This is a genomic window from Dermabacter sp. HMSC08H10 (assembly GCF_001807585.1).
GTDB lineage: Bacteria > Actinomycetota > Actinomycetes > Actinomycetales > Dermabacteraceae > Dermabacter > Dermabacter hominis.
Window position 1 is genome coordinate 294650 of sequence record NZ_KV789429.1, and the last position, 15911, is coordinate 310560.

At 62.6% G+C, this 15911-nt stretch carries 14 protein-coding genes; 5 read left to right on the top strand and 9 right to left on the bottom strand.

Annotated features, from left to right (window positions below):
- The first annotated feature begins 33 nt into the window (after positions 1–33).
- On the top strand, positions 34–438 hold the full coding sequence (locus HMPREF3176_RS09490) for a DUF4307 domain-containing protein (protein WP_070459991.1): 405 nt from the start codon (positions 34–36) through the stop codon (positions 436–438).
- A gap of 139 nt (positions 439–577) precedes the next feature.
- Positions 578–1066, top strand: coding sequence for a transcription elongation factor GreA (greA, locus tag HMPREF3176_RS09495; RefSeq protein ID WP_061211139.1), 489 nt, complete (start codon positions 578–580; stop codon positions 1064–1066).
- Positions 1067–1182: 116 nt separating this feature from the next.
- On the opposite strand, the gene HMPREF3176_RS09500 is transcribed toward greA, so the two are convergent.
- Positions 1183–2451, bottom strand: coding sequence for an AI-2E family transporter (locus tag HMPREF3176_RS09500; protein ID WP_246826724.1), 1269 nt, complete (start codon positions 2449–2451; stop codon positions 1183–1185).
- 256 nt (positions 2452–2707) lie between these two features.
- On the opposite strand from HMPREF3176_RS09500, the gene HMPREF3176_RS09505 reads away from it, so the two are divergent.
- Positions 2708–3496 (top strand): ABC transporter ATP-binding protein, encoded by a 789-nt coding sequence (locus HMPREF3176_RS09505; RefSeq protein WP_016664084.1) that lies wholly within the window; start codon positions 2708–2710, stop codon positions 3494–3496.
- Positions 3481–5259, top strand: a complete 1779-nt coding sequence (locus HMPREF3176_RS09510) for a hypothetical protein (protein ID WP_141742417.1) — start codon at positions 3481–3483, stop codon at positions 5257–5259. Before HMPREF3176_RS09505 ends, HMPREF3176_RS09510 begins: the two co-directional genes overlap by 16 nt.
- 444 nt (positions 5260–5703) lie before the next feature.
- Here the strand turns inward: HMPREF3176_RS09510 and HMPREF3176_RS09515 are convergent, their stop codons facing one another.
- From HMPREF3176_RS09515 to glmS, 7 genes are all read right to left on the bottom strand, one after another.
- Positions 5704–6252, bottom strand: a complete 549-nt coding sequence (locus HMPREF3176_RS09515; RefSeq protein ID WP_227909729.1) for a PKD domain-containing protein — start codon at positions 6250–6252, stop codon at positions 5704–5706.
- 476 nt (positions 6253–6728) lie between these two features.
- The gene (locus HMPREF3176_RS09525) at positions 6729–7388 is read right to left on the bottom strand and encodes a DUF6318 family protein (RefSeq protein WP_096883207.1); all 660 of its coding nucleotides are present in this window, start codon (positions 7386–7388) and stop codon (positions 6729–6731) included.
- A gap of 216 nt (positions 7389–7604) precedes the next feature.
- Positions 7605–8087: a ribosomal protein S18-alanine N-acetyltransferase gene (gene rimI / locus HMPREF3176_RS09530; RefSeq protein ID WP_034372348.1), complete on the bottom strand. Its 483-nt coding sequence runs from the start codon at positions 8085–8087 to the stop codon at positions 7605–7607.
- A 23-nt stretch (positions 8088–8110) separates the two neighbouring features.
- On the bottom strand, positions 8111–8827 hold the full coding sequence (gene tsaB / locus HMPREF3176_RS09535; protein WP_070460006.1) for a tRNA (adenosine(37)-N6)-threonylcarbamoyltransferase complex dimerization subunit type 1 TsaB: 717 nt from the start codon (positions 8825–8827) through the stop codon (positions 8111–8113).
- Position 8828: 1 nt separating this feature from the next.
- Positions 8829–10592, bottom strand: coding sequence for an alanine racemase (alr, locus tag HMPREF3176_RS09540; RefSeq protein ID WP_070460009.1), 1764 nt, complete (start codon positions 10590–10592; stop codon positions 8829–8831).
- On the bottom strand, positions 10589–11038 hold the full coding sequence (locus HMPREF3176_RS09545; RefSeq protein ID WP_246826726.1) for a holo-ACP synthase: 450 nt from the start codon (positions 11036–11038) through the stop codon (positions 10589–10591). Before HMPREF3176_RS09545 ends, alr begins: the two co-directional genes overlap by 4 nt.
- Before the next feature lie 43 nt (positions 11039–11081).
- Complete coding sequence (gene glmS / locus HMPREF3176_RS09550; protein WP_070460015.1) at positions 11082–12950, bottom strand: glutamine--fructose-6-phosphate transaminase (isomerizing); 1869 nt, start codon at positions 12948–12950, stop codon at positions 11082–11084.
- Positions 12951–13021: 71 nt separating this feature from the next.
- On the opposite strand from glmS, the gene coaA reads away from it, so the two are divergent.
- The gene (coaA, locus tag HMPREF3176_RS09555; protein WP_016664075.1) at positions 13022–14029 is read left to right on the top strand and encodes a type I pantothenate kinase; all 1008 of its coding nucleotides are present in this window, start codon (positions 13022–13024) and stop codon (positions 14027–14029) included.
- A 467-nt stretch (positions 14030–14496) separates the two neighbouring features.
- Here the strand turns inward: coaA and glmM are convergent, their stop codons facing one another.
- A complete protein-coding gene (glmM, locus tag HMPREF3176_RS09560; protein WP_070460018.1) occupies positions 14497–15870 on the bottom strand; it encodes a phosphoglucosamine mutase in 1374 nt (457 codons plus the stop codon).
- Positions 15871–15911 lie beyond the last annotated feature (41 nt).

Consider the following 15911-nt stretch of genomic DNA (forward strand, 5'->3'; position numbering starts at 1 on the left):
ACGCAAAGTTCACACACGTGGAACAATGTAGGCATGAGTACCCGCGAGCGCACACTTCAAGAACGCTACGGCGTGAGAAATTCCCCCCAGAAACACCGTTTTGCGCTTGTGGGCACGATCGTAATCGCCGTCGGATTCATCGCAACGGTCGTCTGGGTTGGCTTCGCATTCATCTCTTCGCAGCCGATCAAGACCAATACGCTTTCCTACACCCACATCGACGACTCACGAATTTCTGTGAGCTTCTCGGTCAACGCCTCTCCCGGCACCGCGCTCGACTGCTCGCTCGAAGCCCTCAACTCCGTCCGTGCACAGGTGGGCTATACGGTCGTCCATATTCCTGCTCAAACGGAAAGGCTCACGACCCATCGGGCCGAAATCACGACGCAGGGGAAGGCTGTGAGCGCGATCGTAAGGAGGTGCGAGGCCGCGCAGTAGGCGGGAATACCGTCGACTTGTGGCGCGTGCCTCACCCCTTTTTTCTGACGCTCGCGTTATACTCTTATGACCACTCAGACGTGGATTCGGAGCCCATGGAGCCATGGGGTCCGCATTTTTTTTGATTCCAAGGAGAACCATGAGCGAACCCAACCAGGGCACCTGGCTCACTCAAGACGCCTACGACCGCCTCGTCAAGGAACTCGAGCACCTCGAGGGCCCCGGGCGCAGCGAGGTCGTTGAGCGCATCGCGGCCGCCCGCGACGAGGGCGACCTCAAAGAGAACGGCGGCTATCACGCCGCACGCGAAGAGCAGGGCAAACTCGAAGCTCGCATTACCGAGCTCAAGGCCCTTCTCAAGACCGCCGTTGTAGGCGAGACCCCGGCAGACGACGGCATCGTCGAGCCAGGCATGCTCGTCACCATCACCATGGCCGGCAAGGAACGCACGTTCGTGCTCGGCAACCGTGAAATCGCCGAAGGCAAGGACATCGAGGTGTACTCGCCCGAGTCCCCGCTCGGCGCCGCCATCGTGAACGCGAAGGCCGGCGACACGGTCGATTACACCGCCCCTAACGGGAAGGCAATCCCGATCGTGATCAAGGCTGCAAAGCCGTACACGGTGTGAGCCTCAAGCTCGATAAGCAAGAAAAGGGCGTGGAGCCTCCCTCTCGGGAGCGCACTCCACGCCCTTTCTCTATACCCCAGTTTGCGCGGCAGCTGCCCTGGCCGCGGGGAAACTAGCTACTTTTTCGACAAAAGGCGCTCGCGCTGGGCGAAGGTCTTCTTCTGCTCGCGTTCGCGTGCCTCGAAGTACGCCATTGTCTTGGTGTCTACGCCAAGCGAGGGATCGGGATCGCGCCCATCGAGGTAGCAGTACAGGGCGTTGAGGAAGGCCAGGAGCGGAATCGAGAAAAGCGCACCGGGGATCCCCGCAACGACTGCGCCCGCAGAGACACCGAGGAAAATCGCGAGCGGGTGAAGCTCCACCGCCTTCCCCATGAGAATCGGCTGCAGGATATTCGATTCGAGCTGCTGCACGAGGATCACGATGCCGAGCATGATGAGCGCGGGGATCCACCCCTGGAGCACGAAGACAAGAAGCATCGCGATCGCACCCGACACGATCGCGCCCACAAGCGGAATGAAGCTAAAGAGGAACACGATAAGCCAGATCGGGACTGAGTAGGGGGAAAGTGCAATTGCGCTGCGCCCCATCATGCCGCTCACGACGTCGATACCAACCATGCCGAGCGCAATGCCCGTCGCGTCGACGGCCGCGACGAGGATCTGCGTGCGGCAGTACGACGACAGTGCCTTCCAGCCGCGGCGGAACGCCTCGTGCGTCACGGGACGGGAGTGTGCCGGAACAAAGCCGAGGAACCAACGCCAAATATTCCCGCCATCGGCAAGGAGGAAGAACAGGGCAAAGAGGCACACGAGCAGGCCCGTGCCGAGGTCGCCGACGGTGCTCGCAGCACTCGAGGCCCCCGAGATAATACTCGAGGAGTTCTTTTGAAGCTGCTCGATGGCTTCTTTCTGGATCTGCCCCAGATTTCCGAGGCTGCCGACGTCAATTTTGAAGTATCCCGTGATGTCGTTCCACAGCTGCGTGAAACCCGAAACGGCAGCTTTCGAAATCGCGCCCCACGAGTCCACGAGCTTCCTGCCCGCCAGCACAAACATGCCGACGACGACCACGATGAGCCCCACGAGTGCAATCGCCGCCGAGGCCATGCGCGGAAGGAACGTATGCTTCGTGAGCAGTTTGACGAACGGCTGCAGCATCGAGGCGAGAAGGATTGCCACAAGCACGCTGATAAACAGGGTTGACACCATCCCGAGGCCCTTGAAGATGAGCCAAAGTGCCCCGATCACAACCATGAAGCGCCAGCTCCACGACGCTGCCCGGCGAAGGCCCATGGGCAGCTCTTCGACTTCGCGGGGGAGCCTGAGGCTCTGCCCCTTGCGTCCAGTGGATTTGTCGACGGGAAGATTTACGCGCCTAGGCATTTGCATATGCACTCCAAGAGGTGGGGCCCGGCGCTCACGGCAGCCGAGACGGAAGGTCCACAGCGTATCGTACCGAACGGCCCACCCGGTTCCCTCGCAAAAGTGAGGTGCCGAACGTGACGGTTAAGGACGTTTCCCGCCTCTTCACCGCACGTGGTTCGCACGGTCGTGGGTGCGGGGAACCCTGGCACGGCAGCCCGCCGTCTCTACGCAGAAACTGAAAACGCCCTGCGAAGACACCTGTTAGATTCGAGTCATGACTGCGATTGACCCATCGGTTGATAACTCGGCCGTAACATCAGCACTGTCCATGCGCGGCCTGCGCAAATCCTTCGACGGCACCGAGGTCCTCCACGGCGTCTCACTCGAAGTTCCGCGCGGTTCGTTCTACGCAATCGTCGGCCCCAACGGCGCGGGCAAAACAACAGCCCTGTCGATCGCGACAGGCTTACTCCGCCCCGACGGCGGCAGCGCCGAGGTACTCGGGACCGACGTCTGGACACACCCCAACGAAGCCAAAGCCCATATGGGCGTGCTCGCCGACGGTCTTCCGACGTTTGACCGGCTCACGGGACGCGAACTTCTCACGTACGTCGGCCTCATCCGCGGCATGGATATCGACACGGTGAACACTCGCGCGCAGTCACTCCTCGAGGCACTCGGTCTCGCCGATAGCGAAGGCAAACTCGTCACCGACTACTCAGCCGGCATGACGAAGAAGATCCTGCTCGCGTGCGCGCTCATTCACGCGCCGCGACTGCTCGTGCTCGACGAGCCACTCGAAGCCGTCGACCCGGTCTCAGCCCACGGCATCCGCACCTTCCTCACCTCGTACGTTGAAGGCGGCGGCACCGTCGTGATCTCGAGCCACGTTATGGAGCTCGTCGAGGGCCTGTGCACGCACGTTGCGATCATCGCCGAAGGCGAGGTGCGCGCCGAGGGCACGATCGATGAGGTTCGCCGCGGCGGCAGCCTCACGGATCGCTTCATTGAAATCGCCGGTGTCGACGAAGCGCAGGGGGATCTTTCGTGGTTGAACCAGTAGACGATCAGGCCCCGGCAGCCGTCGGAACCAAAGAGTTTTTCGAAAACCTCGAACGAGAAAGCTCGACCACCGCCGACGATGGATCGAAGGCGGCGCCTAAGAAGACGCCGAGCCTCATGCGATTGCTCCCACGGCTTCAATGGACACTGCTCAAGCGCAGCTTCCACAAGAACTGGCCTAAGATCATCGGGCTCGGATTTGCGCTTTTGTACGGCGTCGGCGCACTCGTGCTCTTTTCGATCGTCATGTCGGGCATGTTGTTTGTTCCCGCTGACTCGGGCCTTTTTGCCCTCGTGATCCGCGCGGTGGGCCTCGGCGCCGTGGTTGTGTGGACCCTCCAGTCGCTCTTCGTGTTCGGCGTGGACGACACGCTTTCCCCCGCTCGCTTCGCGCAGTTCGGGCGAGGACCGAAGGATCTCTTGAAGCCGATCCTCGTGGGCTCGTTCATTTCGGTCGGTTTTCTTTTCACGTCGCTCGCGGCGCTCGTGGCGGTCGTGTTCGAGGCGATTTGGCTCATAGGTGCACTGGTCTCGAATAACGGCGCCGCAATCTCGACGCCGGGGGCCATCGTTGCCCTCGTCTCGCTCGTTCCCATGACCGCGCTCGGGCTTCTCCTTTGCGTGCTCATTCCTCGCGCGATTTTCGCGTGGACCTCGACGATCCGCATCGCGAAGCGTAAGAAGGAACGACTGCAGGCATTCCTGCTCATCGCCGTCCTCGTCATCGCCTACGGCGCAAACCTCCTTCTCAACTCGGGCGGTGGGGTCATGGATGGTCTTGCTCGCCTCGCGGGGCCCGTGTACGAATTCCTCCTATGGACGCCTTTCGGCGCGCCCTTCGCAGTACCCATGGACCTCGCCGAAGGACTGTGGCTCGCCGCGCTCATCCGTTTTGTTCTCACAATCGCCACCATTTGGCTGTTGTGGCAGTGGTGGGGCCTGAGCTTTGCCGAAGGCCAGCTCCAGGCACTCAAGGGCGCGAGCCAGGAGCAAGATGCCAAGATCAAACCTCTCGTACCGCGGTTCCTCAAGCCGGGCCCGCTCGGTGCTTCGGCGGGGCGTTCGCTCAAGTACTGGCGCCGCGATACTCGTTATTCGACGGCGCTCATCATCGCGCCGATCCTCGCGATTTTCATGCTCGCGATGAGCGTCATTGGGGACGGTAACGCTTTCATGGCGTATTTCGCTGTGGCGCTCGTGGCGTGGCTTGCCGGCATCACGATCAGCAACGAGATCGGCTTCGACGGCCCCTCCTCGTGGGTCAACATCGTCGCAGGGATGGATAACCGCGCCAATTTGCTCGGCAGGTATGTCGCTCTTGGCATTCTCATGCTTCCGCTCGTGGTGATCGTCGCGATCGCGGCTCCACTTCTCCAGTCTCAGCCTCAGCTCATCGCGCTCACGATTCCGGCCTCGCTCGGGTTCGTGGCGAGTTCGTGGGGTGTTTCCCTTCTCACGACGGCGTTCCTTCCTTCTCCCGCACCAAAGCCGGGGACGATGAAGAATTCCAGTAGCGGTGGTGGCAACGGCAACATGTGGATGACTTTCCTCGCGACGTTTGTTGGCACGTGGCTCCCCCTCGCCCCGAGCATCATCCTCATCGTGGTGGGCCTCAAGCTGATCCCGGGGCTTGAGTACGCGGGAGCGGCGCTTGCGCTCGTGATCGGCGTTGTCACGCTTTATCTCGGCCAGAGGTTCGCGGTAAAGCACCTCGACGCTCACTACGCGGATGAGTTCCAGAAGATCAGGCGTTTCTCCAACTAGCCCCTCCCCTCTCTGGATTGCATAGGCCCTTGGGTATTGCATAGGGGTTGTGGGGGTTTGTCCCTGGATTGCATAGGGTTTGTGGGGGTTTGTCCCTGGATTGCATGGGGTTTGTGGGGGTTTGGTACCTGGAATTGGTGCACGTTCTCCCTTGCCCTGGCACAATGCAGCGTCACGTCCCCTCGTGCGATTGGGTACACGGGTTGGTTGGGGGGCGCTGGCGGGGCAAGCTTCCGTTTGGGAAGCGGGGGAAGGATTCCGACGCTTGCCCGCCTCACATTGCGGCCACGTGGCGCATCGAGAACGGGCGACAGCACGGTCGATTAGAGCTTGATCGATCAGGGCGCGGTCCATGGCGACACAGGTGATCAGGCGTTTCCCCCACAGCCCCTATGTAATCGATCTGAGAGGCGGGCGGGGTCCGGCTTCAAACCCTCACAACCCCTATACAATCGGGGAGGGGTGCGGAGCGGTCAGTGTTTCTACTCGCGCATTCGGATTGACGGGACCCAACGTGTCGGGCCCACGCTCCGGGACGTTCCGATACTCGTCAGGAACCTCATCACCAACGAGGCGCGACTCGCGAAGGTCCGAATAGATCCATCGCTTCTCGCTCGCCACCTCGATGTTTCCCGCGATCGGCTGCCAAGGGCCACCATTGACCGAATACTCACCACTGAACTGCGTCACAAGCGACACCTCGTACCACCCCTGGAACGCGTATCGCATCGAAACATCCCGCGCGGGATACTCTCGGCCAGGAAACGTTGTCGTCAACACAGTCCCATCCCCGAAATCCCACACATACTTCACCGGTGTCGCACGAACCTTCACTGCCTGCCCCAGCATCACCACGTCGAAGGTCTGCTCCCTGGACTCAGCCCACGCAATCATGTCGATCCCTATCGGAATCCAGCCGCCAGGTGGGCCGATATGCGCGGCAAGGGGCTCAACTCCGAGCGAACGAAAATCCGACTCCGTCACCACCGGCATCACAGGCACCGCACCACCACCGCCCGACGACGGTCGCGAACAACCAGACCACCGTTCCGTACCGAAAACGGGAGCACCTGTGGACGAATCAACGTCCCTTCCAATACTCATCGACGCACCAGGGAACGCGGTCGAACACACAACACCTATTCCACTACATCCAAGACCCACAACCTGCGCAGCAAAACTACTTTTATCAGCCCGACAACCCAGATCCGGATCATCTGCCGCAGCCCACACCCTCCGAGGCCCATCCGACACCACGCCACCTCGCGCACGGCCCCTGTCATCAGGCAGTTCAGTGGCGCCACCTTGACCAAAATCGTGAAGATCGGCCTCAACCAGAATCGAGCTATTATCTCCGTCCACATCAAACTGAAAATCTGGATCTTCTCCAGACGCGACCGCGAACGGAGGTAGAAGGAATGCCACCAGTAGGGCGCCTAGAAGCCAATGCGCACGGAACTTCAAAAGTTTCATTGTGCTGATATTTTTTCCCAAGACGCGTTCGAGACGACCCACTTGTCGTCTTGCCATGTAAGTAGCAGTGCCGCTTCGTATGTCATCGGCGGAAAACTCTTTCCTTTGTCTCCCTTATCGAACTCATCGGTTTTCCCCCTCGTAAATTTCAAGGCGACCGGCGTTTTTCCTCCGTATTGTTCACGATCGGGCAATCGCTCGACAGCATCAAATGTGAGGGTCGGAGGGGTGAGAAAACGGTGATCGCCTCTCCAGCGATCGATCTCGTCCGACACTTGGCTGCATTTGTCGCAAGTCTTCTGATCGCTGATGCCTTTGAAGGGTGACGAGTCACCGGTCGCATAGCCGTAATACATCGCGTCGAAAAAGTATTTCGCGGCCGCTTGCGCCCCCTGATCCGTTGGATAGGAGATGCCGAGGTAATCCGTCTTGTCAGGAGCTTTCAGTGCTTCGTTTTCTGGTGGTAGGCCCGTAACACGCCCACCGGCTTCGCCACCCCCGACGTCCGAAGCACCACTGCTTGCGTCGCTTCCGCCAGCATCGCTGCTTGATGAGGCGGCGGTGGTCGGCGAAGCAGGCGTCGGACCGTCACCGGCTTTTTCACCCCCGCAACCCGCCAACGCCACCATCAACATCCCTGCGCCGATGGCACCCATGACACGCGTATACCTGCTGTGCATGCACTCCCCCTCTAGAAAACACCCCACTTCCCCGAGCGAGGCCCACGTCACATAGCCAACCATGCACATCCCACGCGCGCAACGGACTTTTTGAAAATGTGGACAAGGGCTTCTCTAGGGCCGTCAATCCCCCACAGCCTCTATGGAATCGGGGAGGAGTACAGCTTCAAACCCCCACAACCACTATGGAATTCAGGTGGGGAGGGGCTTGTGCATGACGAAAGCGTCGACCGGCCCCGCGGGCGTTCGGTAGTACCCACGTCGCACGCCGATCTCGGCAAACCCCGCGCGCTCGTAGAGCTCACGCGCGCGAGTGTTGTCGCGCCGCACCTCAAGAAACAGACCCTCCGCGCCCTCCTCGCGCGCGCGCTCCTCGCACCACGCGAGCAAGGCGCGACCGATTCCCACGCCTTCGCGCACGGTGCCGATCGTCTGCACATCAGCGGCCTCGCCACCAACGAAAATCCCCGCATAACCGAGTACGCCACCGTGCTCGTCCACAGCCGCGACATAGGCGCGACTGGGGTGCGTGATCTCCTCGAGGACCATTTCGAGGCTCCACGCCTCATCGGGAAAGAGCTCTCGCTCGAGACGCGCCAGCGCGGGCGCGTCCCCGCGCGTGACGGGACGAAGACTCCAAGGCCCCGAACCGGGCCGCGCGCGCGAAGGCTCCAACGGCCTACCTATCGCGGGCACGGCTAGAGAGGGCGATCGCCAAGGCCGAGCGCTGACTTACGGCGCTTCGGCTTTGCCGCATCAGCCTCGCGCAAATAGAGAGGCTCGGTCGACGTGAGATCCTCCCCCCGTGCCTCGGCGCTGAGTGCCGCACGAATCAAGAAGCCCGCATCCGCGTGACGCACCTCGCCCGTCGGCGGCAAAATTTCCGGGTATAGATGTGCACCGCTTCCCACGAGCACATCGGCAGCGGTCAAACTCGACGCGAAGTCTGCCGGCGCCGCAACACCCGGTTCAAACGTGCGCACAATATGGCGCGAGGAGGCGTCGGAACCCTCACCGCTCACCTCATACAGCGCCCAGTACACCTCGCGGCGACGCGCATCGAGCGCGACCGCAATCGTTTTTGCCTCCGGGCATCCCTCCGCCGCCTCGAGTGCGATCGCATCGAGGCTCGGCACGCCAATCAGGCGGGCCCCGAGGACCGTCGCGATAGAACGAGCCGTCACGAGCCCCACGCGAAGGCCCGTGAACGGACCGGGGCCACGCCCGCCAACAACGCACGTGAGATCGGACCGCGAGGCGCCCGCCTCAGAAAGGGCCGCATCGATCATCTCGAGAAGCACCTCATCGTGGTGGCGCGCGCGCTCATCCATGCGGCGCGACAGAATGCGGCAACCGTCGGAAACCGCCACACTCACCGCACCAGACGTATCAATCCCCAACGTCAGCTCTGCCATGTCACTCACCGCCCTGCTCCGGGTTAAAACCTGCCTCGCGCAGATCAATGCCGATGCGCACGAGCTCCTCGCGCGTGTATCGCTCACCTACGAACGTCACGGTGAGGCTGCGCTCCTCATCAGTGTCGTCCGGATCGTCAAGCGGCCCACTCTGGAGGCTCTCCGCGCGGCGAAGCTCCACAATCGCATACGAGCTCGCGAGATGCTCAACGCGATCGCGGCCCCACTCCACGAGAGTGATCGACGTGTCGAGATCCGAATCCAGGTCGAGATCCTCGATGTCCCAATCCTCGTCGAGCCGATAGGCATCGACGTGCACGAGATTGGGGCCCTCGGCGTTAGCGGGATGCACGCGCGCGATGACGAAAGTCGGCGATGCGACGTTGCCGCGAACATCGAGCTCCCGCGCGAACCCCTGCGTGAATGTTGTCTTTCCCGCGCCGAGCGGGCCATCAAGCACGAACAGGTCGCCTGCCTTCGCATGATGTGCAATGGCGCGAGCGGCCCTTCGCGTGTCCTCCGCCCCCGACGTGCGCACCGTAAACGAGCGCGGCGCTGGCCGCTCCCCCTCAACGCTCCACGTGCGCTCGGTTGGGTCCGACGCCAGCGGGAGCACAATGCGAGGAACGCGCGAGGACACCGACGTCAGAATCTCGTACGAGATCGTTCCGGCCTCTCGCGCGAGATCCTGCGCGGTCCACACGCCCGGATATCGCTGTGGATCGCCGAAAATCACGACGCGGTCGCCGGGCTTGGCATCACTGTCGGGGCCAAGATCCAGCACGATCTGATCCATCGAAATCGTGCCCACCTGCGGGACAAGCCTCGATGCCGAGGTCGTCTGCACAAGTACCTGGAGCCGATTCGTCAGCCGACGATCGAGACCATCCGCGTAACCGATCGGCACGAGCGCGAGAGTCGTCGCGCGCTCGGTGACATACCGCGCGCCATAGCCCACGACTTGCCCCGCCTCGACGGTTTTGACGAGCGAGATGCGGGAGGTCAGTGACATCGCTGGGCGAAGGTCCAGATCGGTCTCCACCGGCGAGTAGCCATACAGCGTAATGCCCGGGCGCACCATGTCGTAGCGGAACTCCTCCCCCGCGAGCGCCCCCGCGCTCGCCGACAGATGCCGAAGCGGGATGGGACCTGCAGAAGCCTCGAGCCGCTCACACATCGCCTCAAACCGCTCAGCCTGCTCTCGCACGCTCGCATCACCCGGGACATCCGCATTGAACAGATGACTCATGGCGCCTGCGAGCGACACGTGCGAGCTTTCGAGGATCGCCGCTCCGGTCTTCTCAACCTCGCTTGCGAAAGCACCTTCGCGACCCATTCCGGTCTCGAGGGAGACATGCACGCGCGCGCGCCGCTCAATGGAACGCGCGGCCTCGATCACGGCCTCGAGCTGCGCGAGAGAACTCACGGCGAGGTCAACGCCTGCGCCGATCGCGTGGGGAAGCACATTCTTCGCGGACACCGGTTCGTGAAGCCACGCGAGAATCGGCACGTCGAGATCGGCATGCGCGAGGTCAAGAGCGGTCATGGGGTGGGCGACACCGAGCCACGTTGCACCGCCAGCGATCGCCGCGCGGGCCGCATCCACCATGCCGTGCCCGTATCCGTCGGCCTTCACCACCGCCATGAGAGCGATGTAGTCCGGGATCGCCGCACGGAGCTGCGCGGCATTGTGGGCGATCGCCTTGAGCGAAACCTCAGCGCGGTTCGGGCTCATGAGCGGATCGATGTCGGGTGTCAGGTTCATGCTTGGGGCTCCTCATCCCCGCGCGCCCGGCCTCGCGTGTCGCTGGCCTCCAGGACGACCATGGCGGTCGCGAGGTTGCCGTCGTGCGAGAGCGACAGGTGCGCAAAACGTAAGGACTGCGCACTCGCGGTCGCAAGCGCAGCACCGCGCAGCACGAGGTAGGGGCGTCCATGCTCGGTGCGGCGCACGATCACGTCGTGCCACGAAAGGTCGCCCGGATTCCCGAGCGCCTTGCCGAGCGCTTCCTTCGCGGCCACACGAGCAGCGAGAGAGGCAAGGCTCAACTCGCGCTCCTCAGGGGCAAAAAGCCGTTCACGAAGGCGCGGAGACCGCTCGAGGCGATCCCCTAGGCGCTCGATATCAACGATGTCTACTCCGATGCCCGCGAACGCTTCGTTACCGAAAGGCAGGAAGCTTCGCTCACACGCAATCGGAGAGTTCGACATGGCCTCCATTGTAGGTCGGGCCGTAGAGCCCCGCCCGAGCTCGTTACTCGACCGTGACCGACTTCGCGAGGTTTCGGGGCTGATCGACGTCGAGCCCCTTGGCAGTCGCGAGTTCGCACGCGAAAATCTGCAGCGGGATGATCGTCAGCAGCGGCGCGAACAGGGTGCGCGTTTCGGGGTATCGGATCACGACGTCGGCGTACGGCTCAACATCGGTATCGCCTTCTTCCGCGATCACGAGTGTGAAGGCGCCGCGAGCGCGGACCTCCTGAATATTCGAGACGACCTTCGCGTGCAGGGAGTCGCGCCCGCGGGGGCTCGGCACAACGATAAACACCGGCTGGCCCTCTTCAACGAGCGCGATCGGCCCGTGCTTGAGCTCGCCCGCGGCGAATCCCTCCGCGTGAATATAGGCGATTTCCTTGAGCTTAAGGGCGCCTTCGAGCGCGGTTGGGAAACCCACGTGACGGCCGAGGAACAGCACGCTCGTCGCGTCCACCATGTCGCGCGCAAGCTTCTCGACCTGACCGGAGCGATCGAGCACCTCTTGGATTTTGCCGGGGATTTCCTCGAGATCGCGCATGATCGCCTCGATCTCGTCCCCGTAGAGGTTGCCGCGCACCTGAGCGAGGAACAACCCGAGGAGGTAGCACGCCGCGATCTGCCCGAGGTATGCCTTGGTCGAGGCAACCGCGATTTCGGGACCAACGTGAAGGTAAATGGCGGCGTCGGATTCGCGCGGGATGGTCGCGCCTCGCGTGTTACAGATCGCGACAACCTTCGCGCCCTGTTCCTTCGCGTAACGGACCGCCATGAGGGTGTCCATCGTCTCGCCCGATTGCGAGATAGCAACCACGAGCGTGCGCTCGTGGACGATCGGATCGCGGTAGCGGAACTCGTGGGCGAGTTCGACCTCGACGGGGATTCGGCACCAGTGTTCGATGGCGTACTTGACGACCTCACCGGCATTGGCGGCGGTTCCACACGCGACCACGATGATCTTGTCGATCGAGCGCAAGTGCGAGGGGTCGATGCGCATTTCGTCGAGAACAATCTCGTTATTGTCGAGACGCCCGAGGAGGGTGTCGGCGATAGCCTTCGCCTGCTCGTGGATCTCCTTCGCCATGAAAGAGGGATACCCGGATTTCTGAGCGGAGGCCGCGTCCCACTCAATCGTGTACCACTTCGGTTCGGGGACGGGGGTACCGTCGAACTCGATCACGTCGACGCGTTCGGCACTCACGGTGACGATCTGGTCTTGGCCGATCTCGACGGCGCGCTTCGTGTGGTCGACGAATGCGGCGACATCGGAGCCGAGAAAGTTCTCCCCCTCGCCGAGACCGACAACGAGCGGGCTGTTGCGGCGAGCTGCGACGATCACGTCTGGATTGTCCTCGTGGATTCCAAGCAGCGTAAACGCCCCTTCGAGGTGCGCGACGCACGCACGCATGGCCTCCGTGAGGCTCTCGGCGGTCTCACATTCGCGCGCGAGCAGGTGGGCGACGACCTCCGAGTCGGTGTCCGAGAGGAACGCGTAGCCGTCGTCGGCAAGCTCCTTTTTGAGGGCGGCGAAGTTTTCGATGATGCCGTTGTGGACAAGCGCTACCTCGCCGTTTTTACCACCGAGGTGGGGGTGGGCGTTCGTGTCGCTTGGACCGCCGTGAGTCGCCCAGCGGGTGTGCCCGATGGCCGCTCGCGCTTTCGAGGATTCGTGGCCCTCGAGCTTGTCGCGAAGGTTTTGAATTTTTCCGGACGCCTTGAAGAGCTCAATTTCCGTTTCGCCGCAGCGGGCGATCCCTGCCGAGTCATAGCCGCGGTATTCGAGGCGACTCAGCCCCCCAAGAACGACCTCACTCGGTCGCGATGACGTGCCCGCTCCGGCGGGCCCTACGTATCCTACGATTCCACACATGAAACAGAGAGTAATCCTCGCCGCATGAAGAAACGCTGCTTCACACGTGCGCGTCACCATAAACTTGAGGAATGCACGAGCATCAAGACCTCTCCGTTCCTTTCGAGCGCGACCCACACCGGGGGCGCACACCGATTGATGACTCGCATCTCACGCCGTTCACGGAGATCAGCCGTGCGGACTGGGCCCGGTTAAGCGACCAAACCCCTCTACCCATGACCCCCGAGGAGGTCACGGAGATTCGCGGCCAGGGAGACCCCCTCGATTACGCCGAGGTCAACGACATTTACCGTCCCATTTCGAGGCTCCTGAACCTCCAGGTCATGACCGCCCAGCATCTGCGCAATCTCCGCCAGAGCTTCCTCCAAGAGCACTTCCGCCGCACGCCCTTCGTGATCGGCGTTGCGGGGTCAGTCGCGGTTGGTAAGTCCACAACCGCGCGTCTTTTGCGCCTGTTGACGGCCCGTTGGCCCGAGACTCCCCGGGCTCAGCTCATCACGACCGATGGTTTTCTCTACCCGACCGCCGAGCTCAAGCGCCGCGGCATTCTCGAACGCAAGGGTTTCCCTGAAAGCTACGACCGCCGCGCTCTTTTGCGTTTCATCGCCGACGTCAAGAGCGGCAAGGATCGCGTCGAAGCGCCGGTTTATTCACACATCTCTTACGACCGAGTTCCGGGCGAGCGCATCATCGTGGAGCGCCCCGACGTGCTGATCGTCGAAGGTCTCAATGTTCTCCAACCGGCGCGCCCCCGTGCCGATGGCCGCCTCGGCGTCGCCGTCTCCGACTTCTTCGACTTCTCCATTTACGTCGATGCGAAAGAGGACGACATCCGCCGCTGGTACATCGACCGGTTCCTCACGCTGCGCCAAACGGCCTTCTCGAACCCCGAATCGTACTTCCGCAGCTACGCCGACCTGAGCGACAGCGAGGCAATCGAACGCGCTGGTCACGTGTGGGACACGATCAACGGGCCGAACCTCAAAGAAAACGTGCGGCCCACACGCGGTCGTGCTGATCTCATCCTCCGCAAGGGCTCGAATCACCAGATCCACTCGGTGTTGCTACGCCGCATTTAGCACCCCCGGCAACTGCCTCAGCTCATCCCCGGCAACTGCCCCAGCCGCCTCCCCGGCACTGCCCGGCCGCTGCCCCAGCCGCTGCTCCAGCCGCTGCCCCGCTTGCAGCCCCCGGCAGCTGCTCAGCTCAGCTCCGGCCGCTGCCTCAGCTCAGCTCCGGCCGCTGCCTCAGCTCACCCCGGCAACTTCCCCCAGCCGCCTCTCTGCATGAAAAAATCAGGGCCCGACGGCTTCCCCAGCCACCGCCGGACCCCAAATCTTCACAAAATGAAACGCTTCAGATAAAAACCCTCAGCCCCCGAGCACTCAGCCACCGCCCCGTCTACAGCCCCCGGCCGCTGCCTCAGCTCACCCCCGGCAACTGCCCCGGCCGTCTCTCTCTATGAAAAAAATCAGGGCCCGACGGCTCCCCAACCACCGTCGGACCCCTAAATCTTCACAAAGTGAAACGCGCCAGTTGAAAACCCTCAGCTCTCGAGCGTCAGGCGATCACGCACGGTAGCCGCGAGCCGCTCGGCGATGCTGTGGGCTTGGTCGTCATCGGCCGCTTCGACCATGACGCGCACGACGGGCTCCGTGCCGGACGGGCGAAGAAGCACCCGGCCGGTATCGCCGAGTTCGGCTTCGGCATCCTCGACCGCCTTTGTCACGACTGCGTCGATCTGGGCGCGGTTCTTGTCGACGCCCTTGACGTTGATGAGGGCCTGCGGCATGCGGGTCATGACGCTCGCGAGCTCGCGGGCGCTCTTGCCGGTTTCCTTCATGCGCTGGAGAAGGTGCAGGGCCGTGAGTTCGCCGTCGCCCGTCGACGCGTGCTCGAGGAGGATGACGTGGCCGGATTGTTCGCCACCGAGAGAGTAGCCGCCGAGAGTCATTTCTTCGAGGACGTAGCGGTCACCGACGGAGGTCTGCCCGAGCTGGATACCGTGCTCACGCATGGCGAGCTTGAGGCCGAGGTTGCTCATGACGGTCACGACGAGGGTGTCGTCGGCGAGCTTGCCTTTTTCCTTGAGGGCGAGGGCAAGGATCGCCATGATCTGATCGCCGTCGATGACGGCGCCGTCGGCATCAACTGCGAGGCAGCGATCGGCGTCGCCGTCGAAGGCAACGCCAATATCGGCGCTGTGCTCGACCACGGCGCCTTGCAGCTGCTCGAGATGAGTCGAGCCGCAGTCCTCGTTGATCTGGCGGCCGTCGGTTCGGTCGCCGAGCACGTGGATTCGTGCGCCTGCACGCTCGAGGGCCCTGGGACCGGTCTCGAAGGAAGCGCCGTTCGCGCAATCGACGACGACGCTCAGTCCGTCAAGGGAAACGTCGAGGGTCGAGAGAAGGTGATCGACGTAGCTGTCGATCGCGTTGTCGTAGGGGGTGATCGAGCCAACCTCTGCGCCGAGCGGCCGCGACCACTCTTCGTGAAGGCGCGCTTCGATCGCATCTTCGACCTCGTCGGGGAGTTTCACTCCGCCGCGCGCGAAGAATTTGATGCCGTTATCGGGGTGCGGGTTGTGGCTCGCGGAGATCATGACGCCAAGATCGGCTTCGGACTCTTTCACGAGGTAGGCGAGGCCCGGAGTGGGCAGTACGCCTGCATCGAGCACGTCAACGCCAGCGGAAGCGAGACCTGCACAGATCGCCGCGGAAATGAAGTCGCCCGAGGGGCGCGGATCGTGGGCGACGATTGCGCGGGGCTTCGCCCGGCCCTCGCCGCTTTCACTCGGTTCGAATGCGCCGAACTGCCCGAGGACGTGGGCTGCTGCGACGGCAAGTTCGACCGCGAGCTCCGCGGTGATGTCTTTGTTCGCCACTCCGCGAACGCCGTCGGTTCCAAACAAACGTGCCATGTGGTGTCTTCCTTCATTAGGGTGCACGAGGCGTGCACGAA

Coding starts and splice junctions, on each gene's coding strand:
- HMPREF3176_RS09490 (WP_070459991.1), top strand. CDS start 34: ATGAGTACCCGCGAGCGCACACTTCAAGAACGCTACGGCGTGAGAAAT.
- greA (WP_061211139.1), top strand. CDS start 578: ATGAGCGAACCCAACCAGGGCACCTGGCTCACTCAAGACGCCTACGAC.
- HMPREF3176_RS09500 (WP_246826724.1), bottom strand. CDS start 2,451: ATGCCTAGGCGCGTAAATCTTCCCGTCGACAAATCCACTGGACGCAAG.
- HMPREF3176_RS09505 (WP_016664084.1), top strand. CDS start 2,708: ATGACTGCGATTGACCCATCGGTTGATAACTCGGCCGTAACATCAGCA.
- HMPREF3176_RS09515 (WP_227909729.1), bottom strand. CDS start 6,252: ATGCCGGTGGTGACGGAGTCGGATTTTCGTTCGCTCGGAGTTGAGCCC.
- HMPREF3176_RS09525 (WP_096883207.1), bottom strand. CDS start 7,388: ATGGGTGCCATCGGCGCAGGGATGTTGATGGTGGCGTTGGCGGGTTGC.
- tsaB (WP_070460006.1), bottom strand. CDS start 8,827: ATGGCAGAGCTGACGTTGGGGATTGATACGTCTGGTGCGGTGAGTGTG.
- alr (WP_070460009.1), bottom strand. CDS start 10,592: ATGAACCTGACACCCGACATCGATCCGCTCATGAGCCCGAACCGCGCT.
- HMPREF3176_RS09545 (WP_246826726.1), bottom strand. CDS start 11,038: ATGTCGAACTCTCCGATTGCGTGTGAGCGAAGCTTCCTGCCTTTCGGT.
- glmS (WP_070460015.1), bottom strand. CDS start 12,950: ATGTGTGGAATCGTAGGATACGTAGGGCCCGCCGGAGCGGGCACGTCA.
- coaA (WP_016664075.1), top strand. CDS start 13,022: ATGCACGAGCATCAAGACCTCTCCGTTCCTTTCGAGCGCGACCCACAC.
- glmM (WP_070460018.1), bottom strand. CDS start 15,870: ATGGCACGTTTGTTTGGAACCGACGGCGTTCGCGGAGTGGCGAACAAA.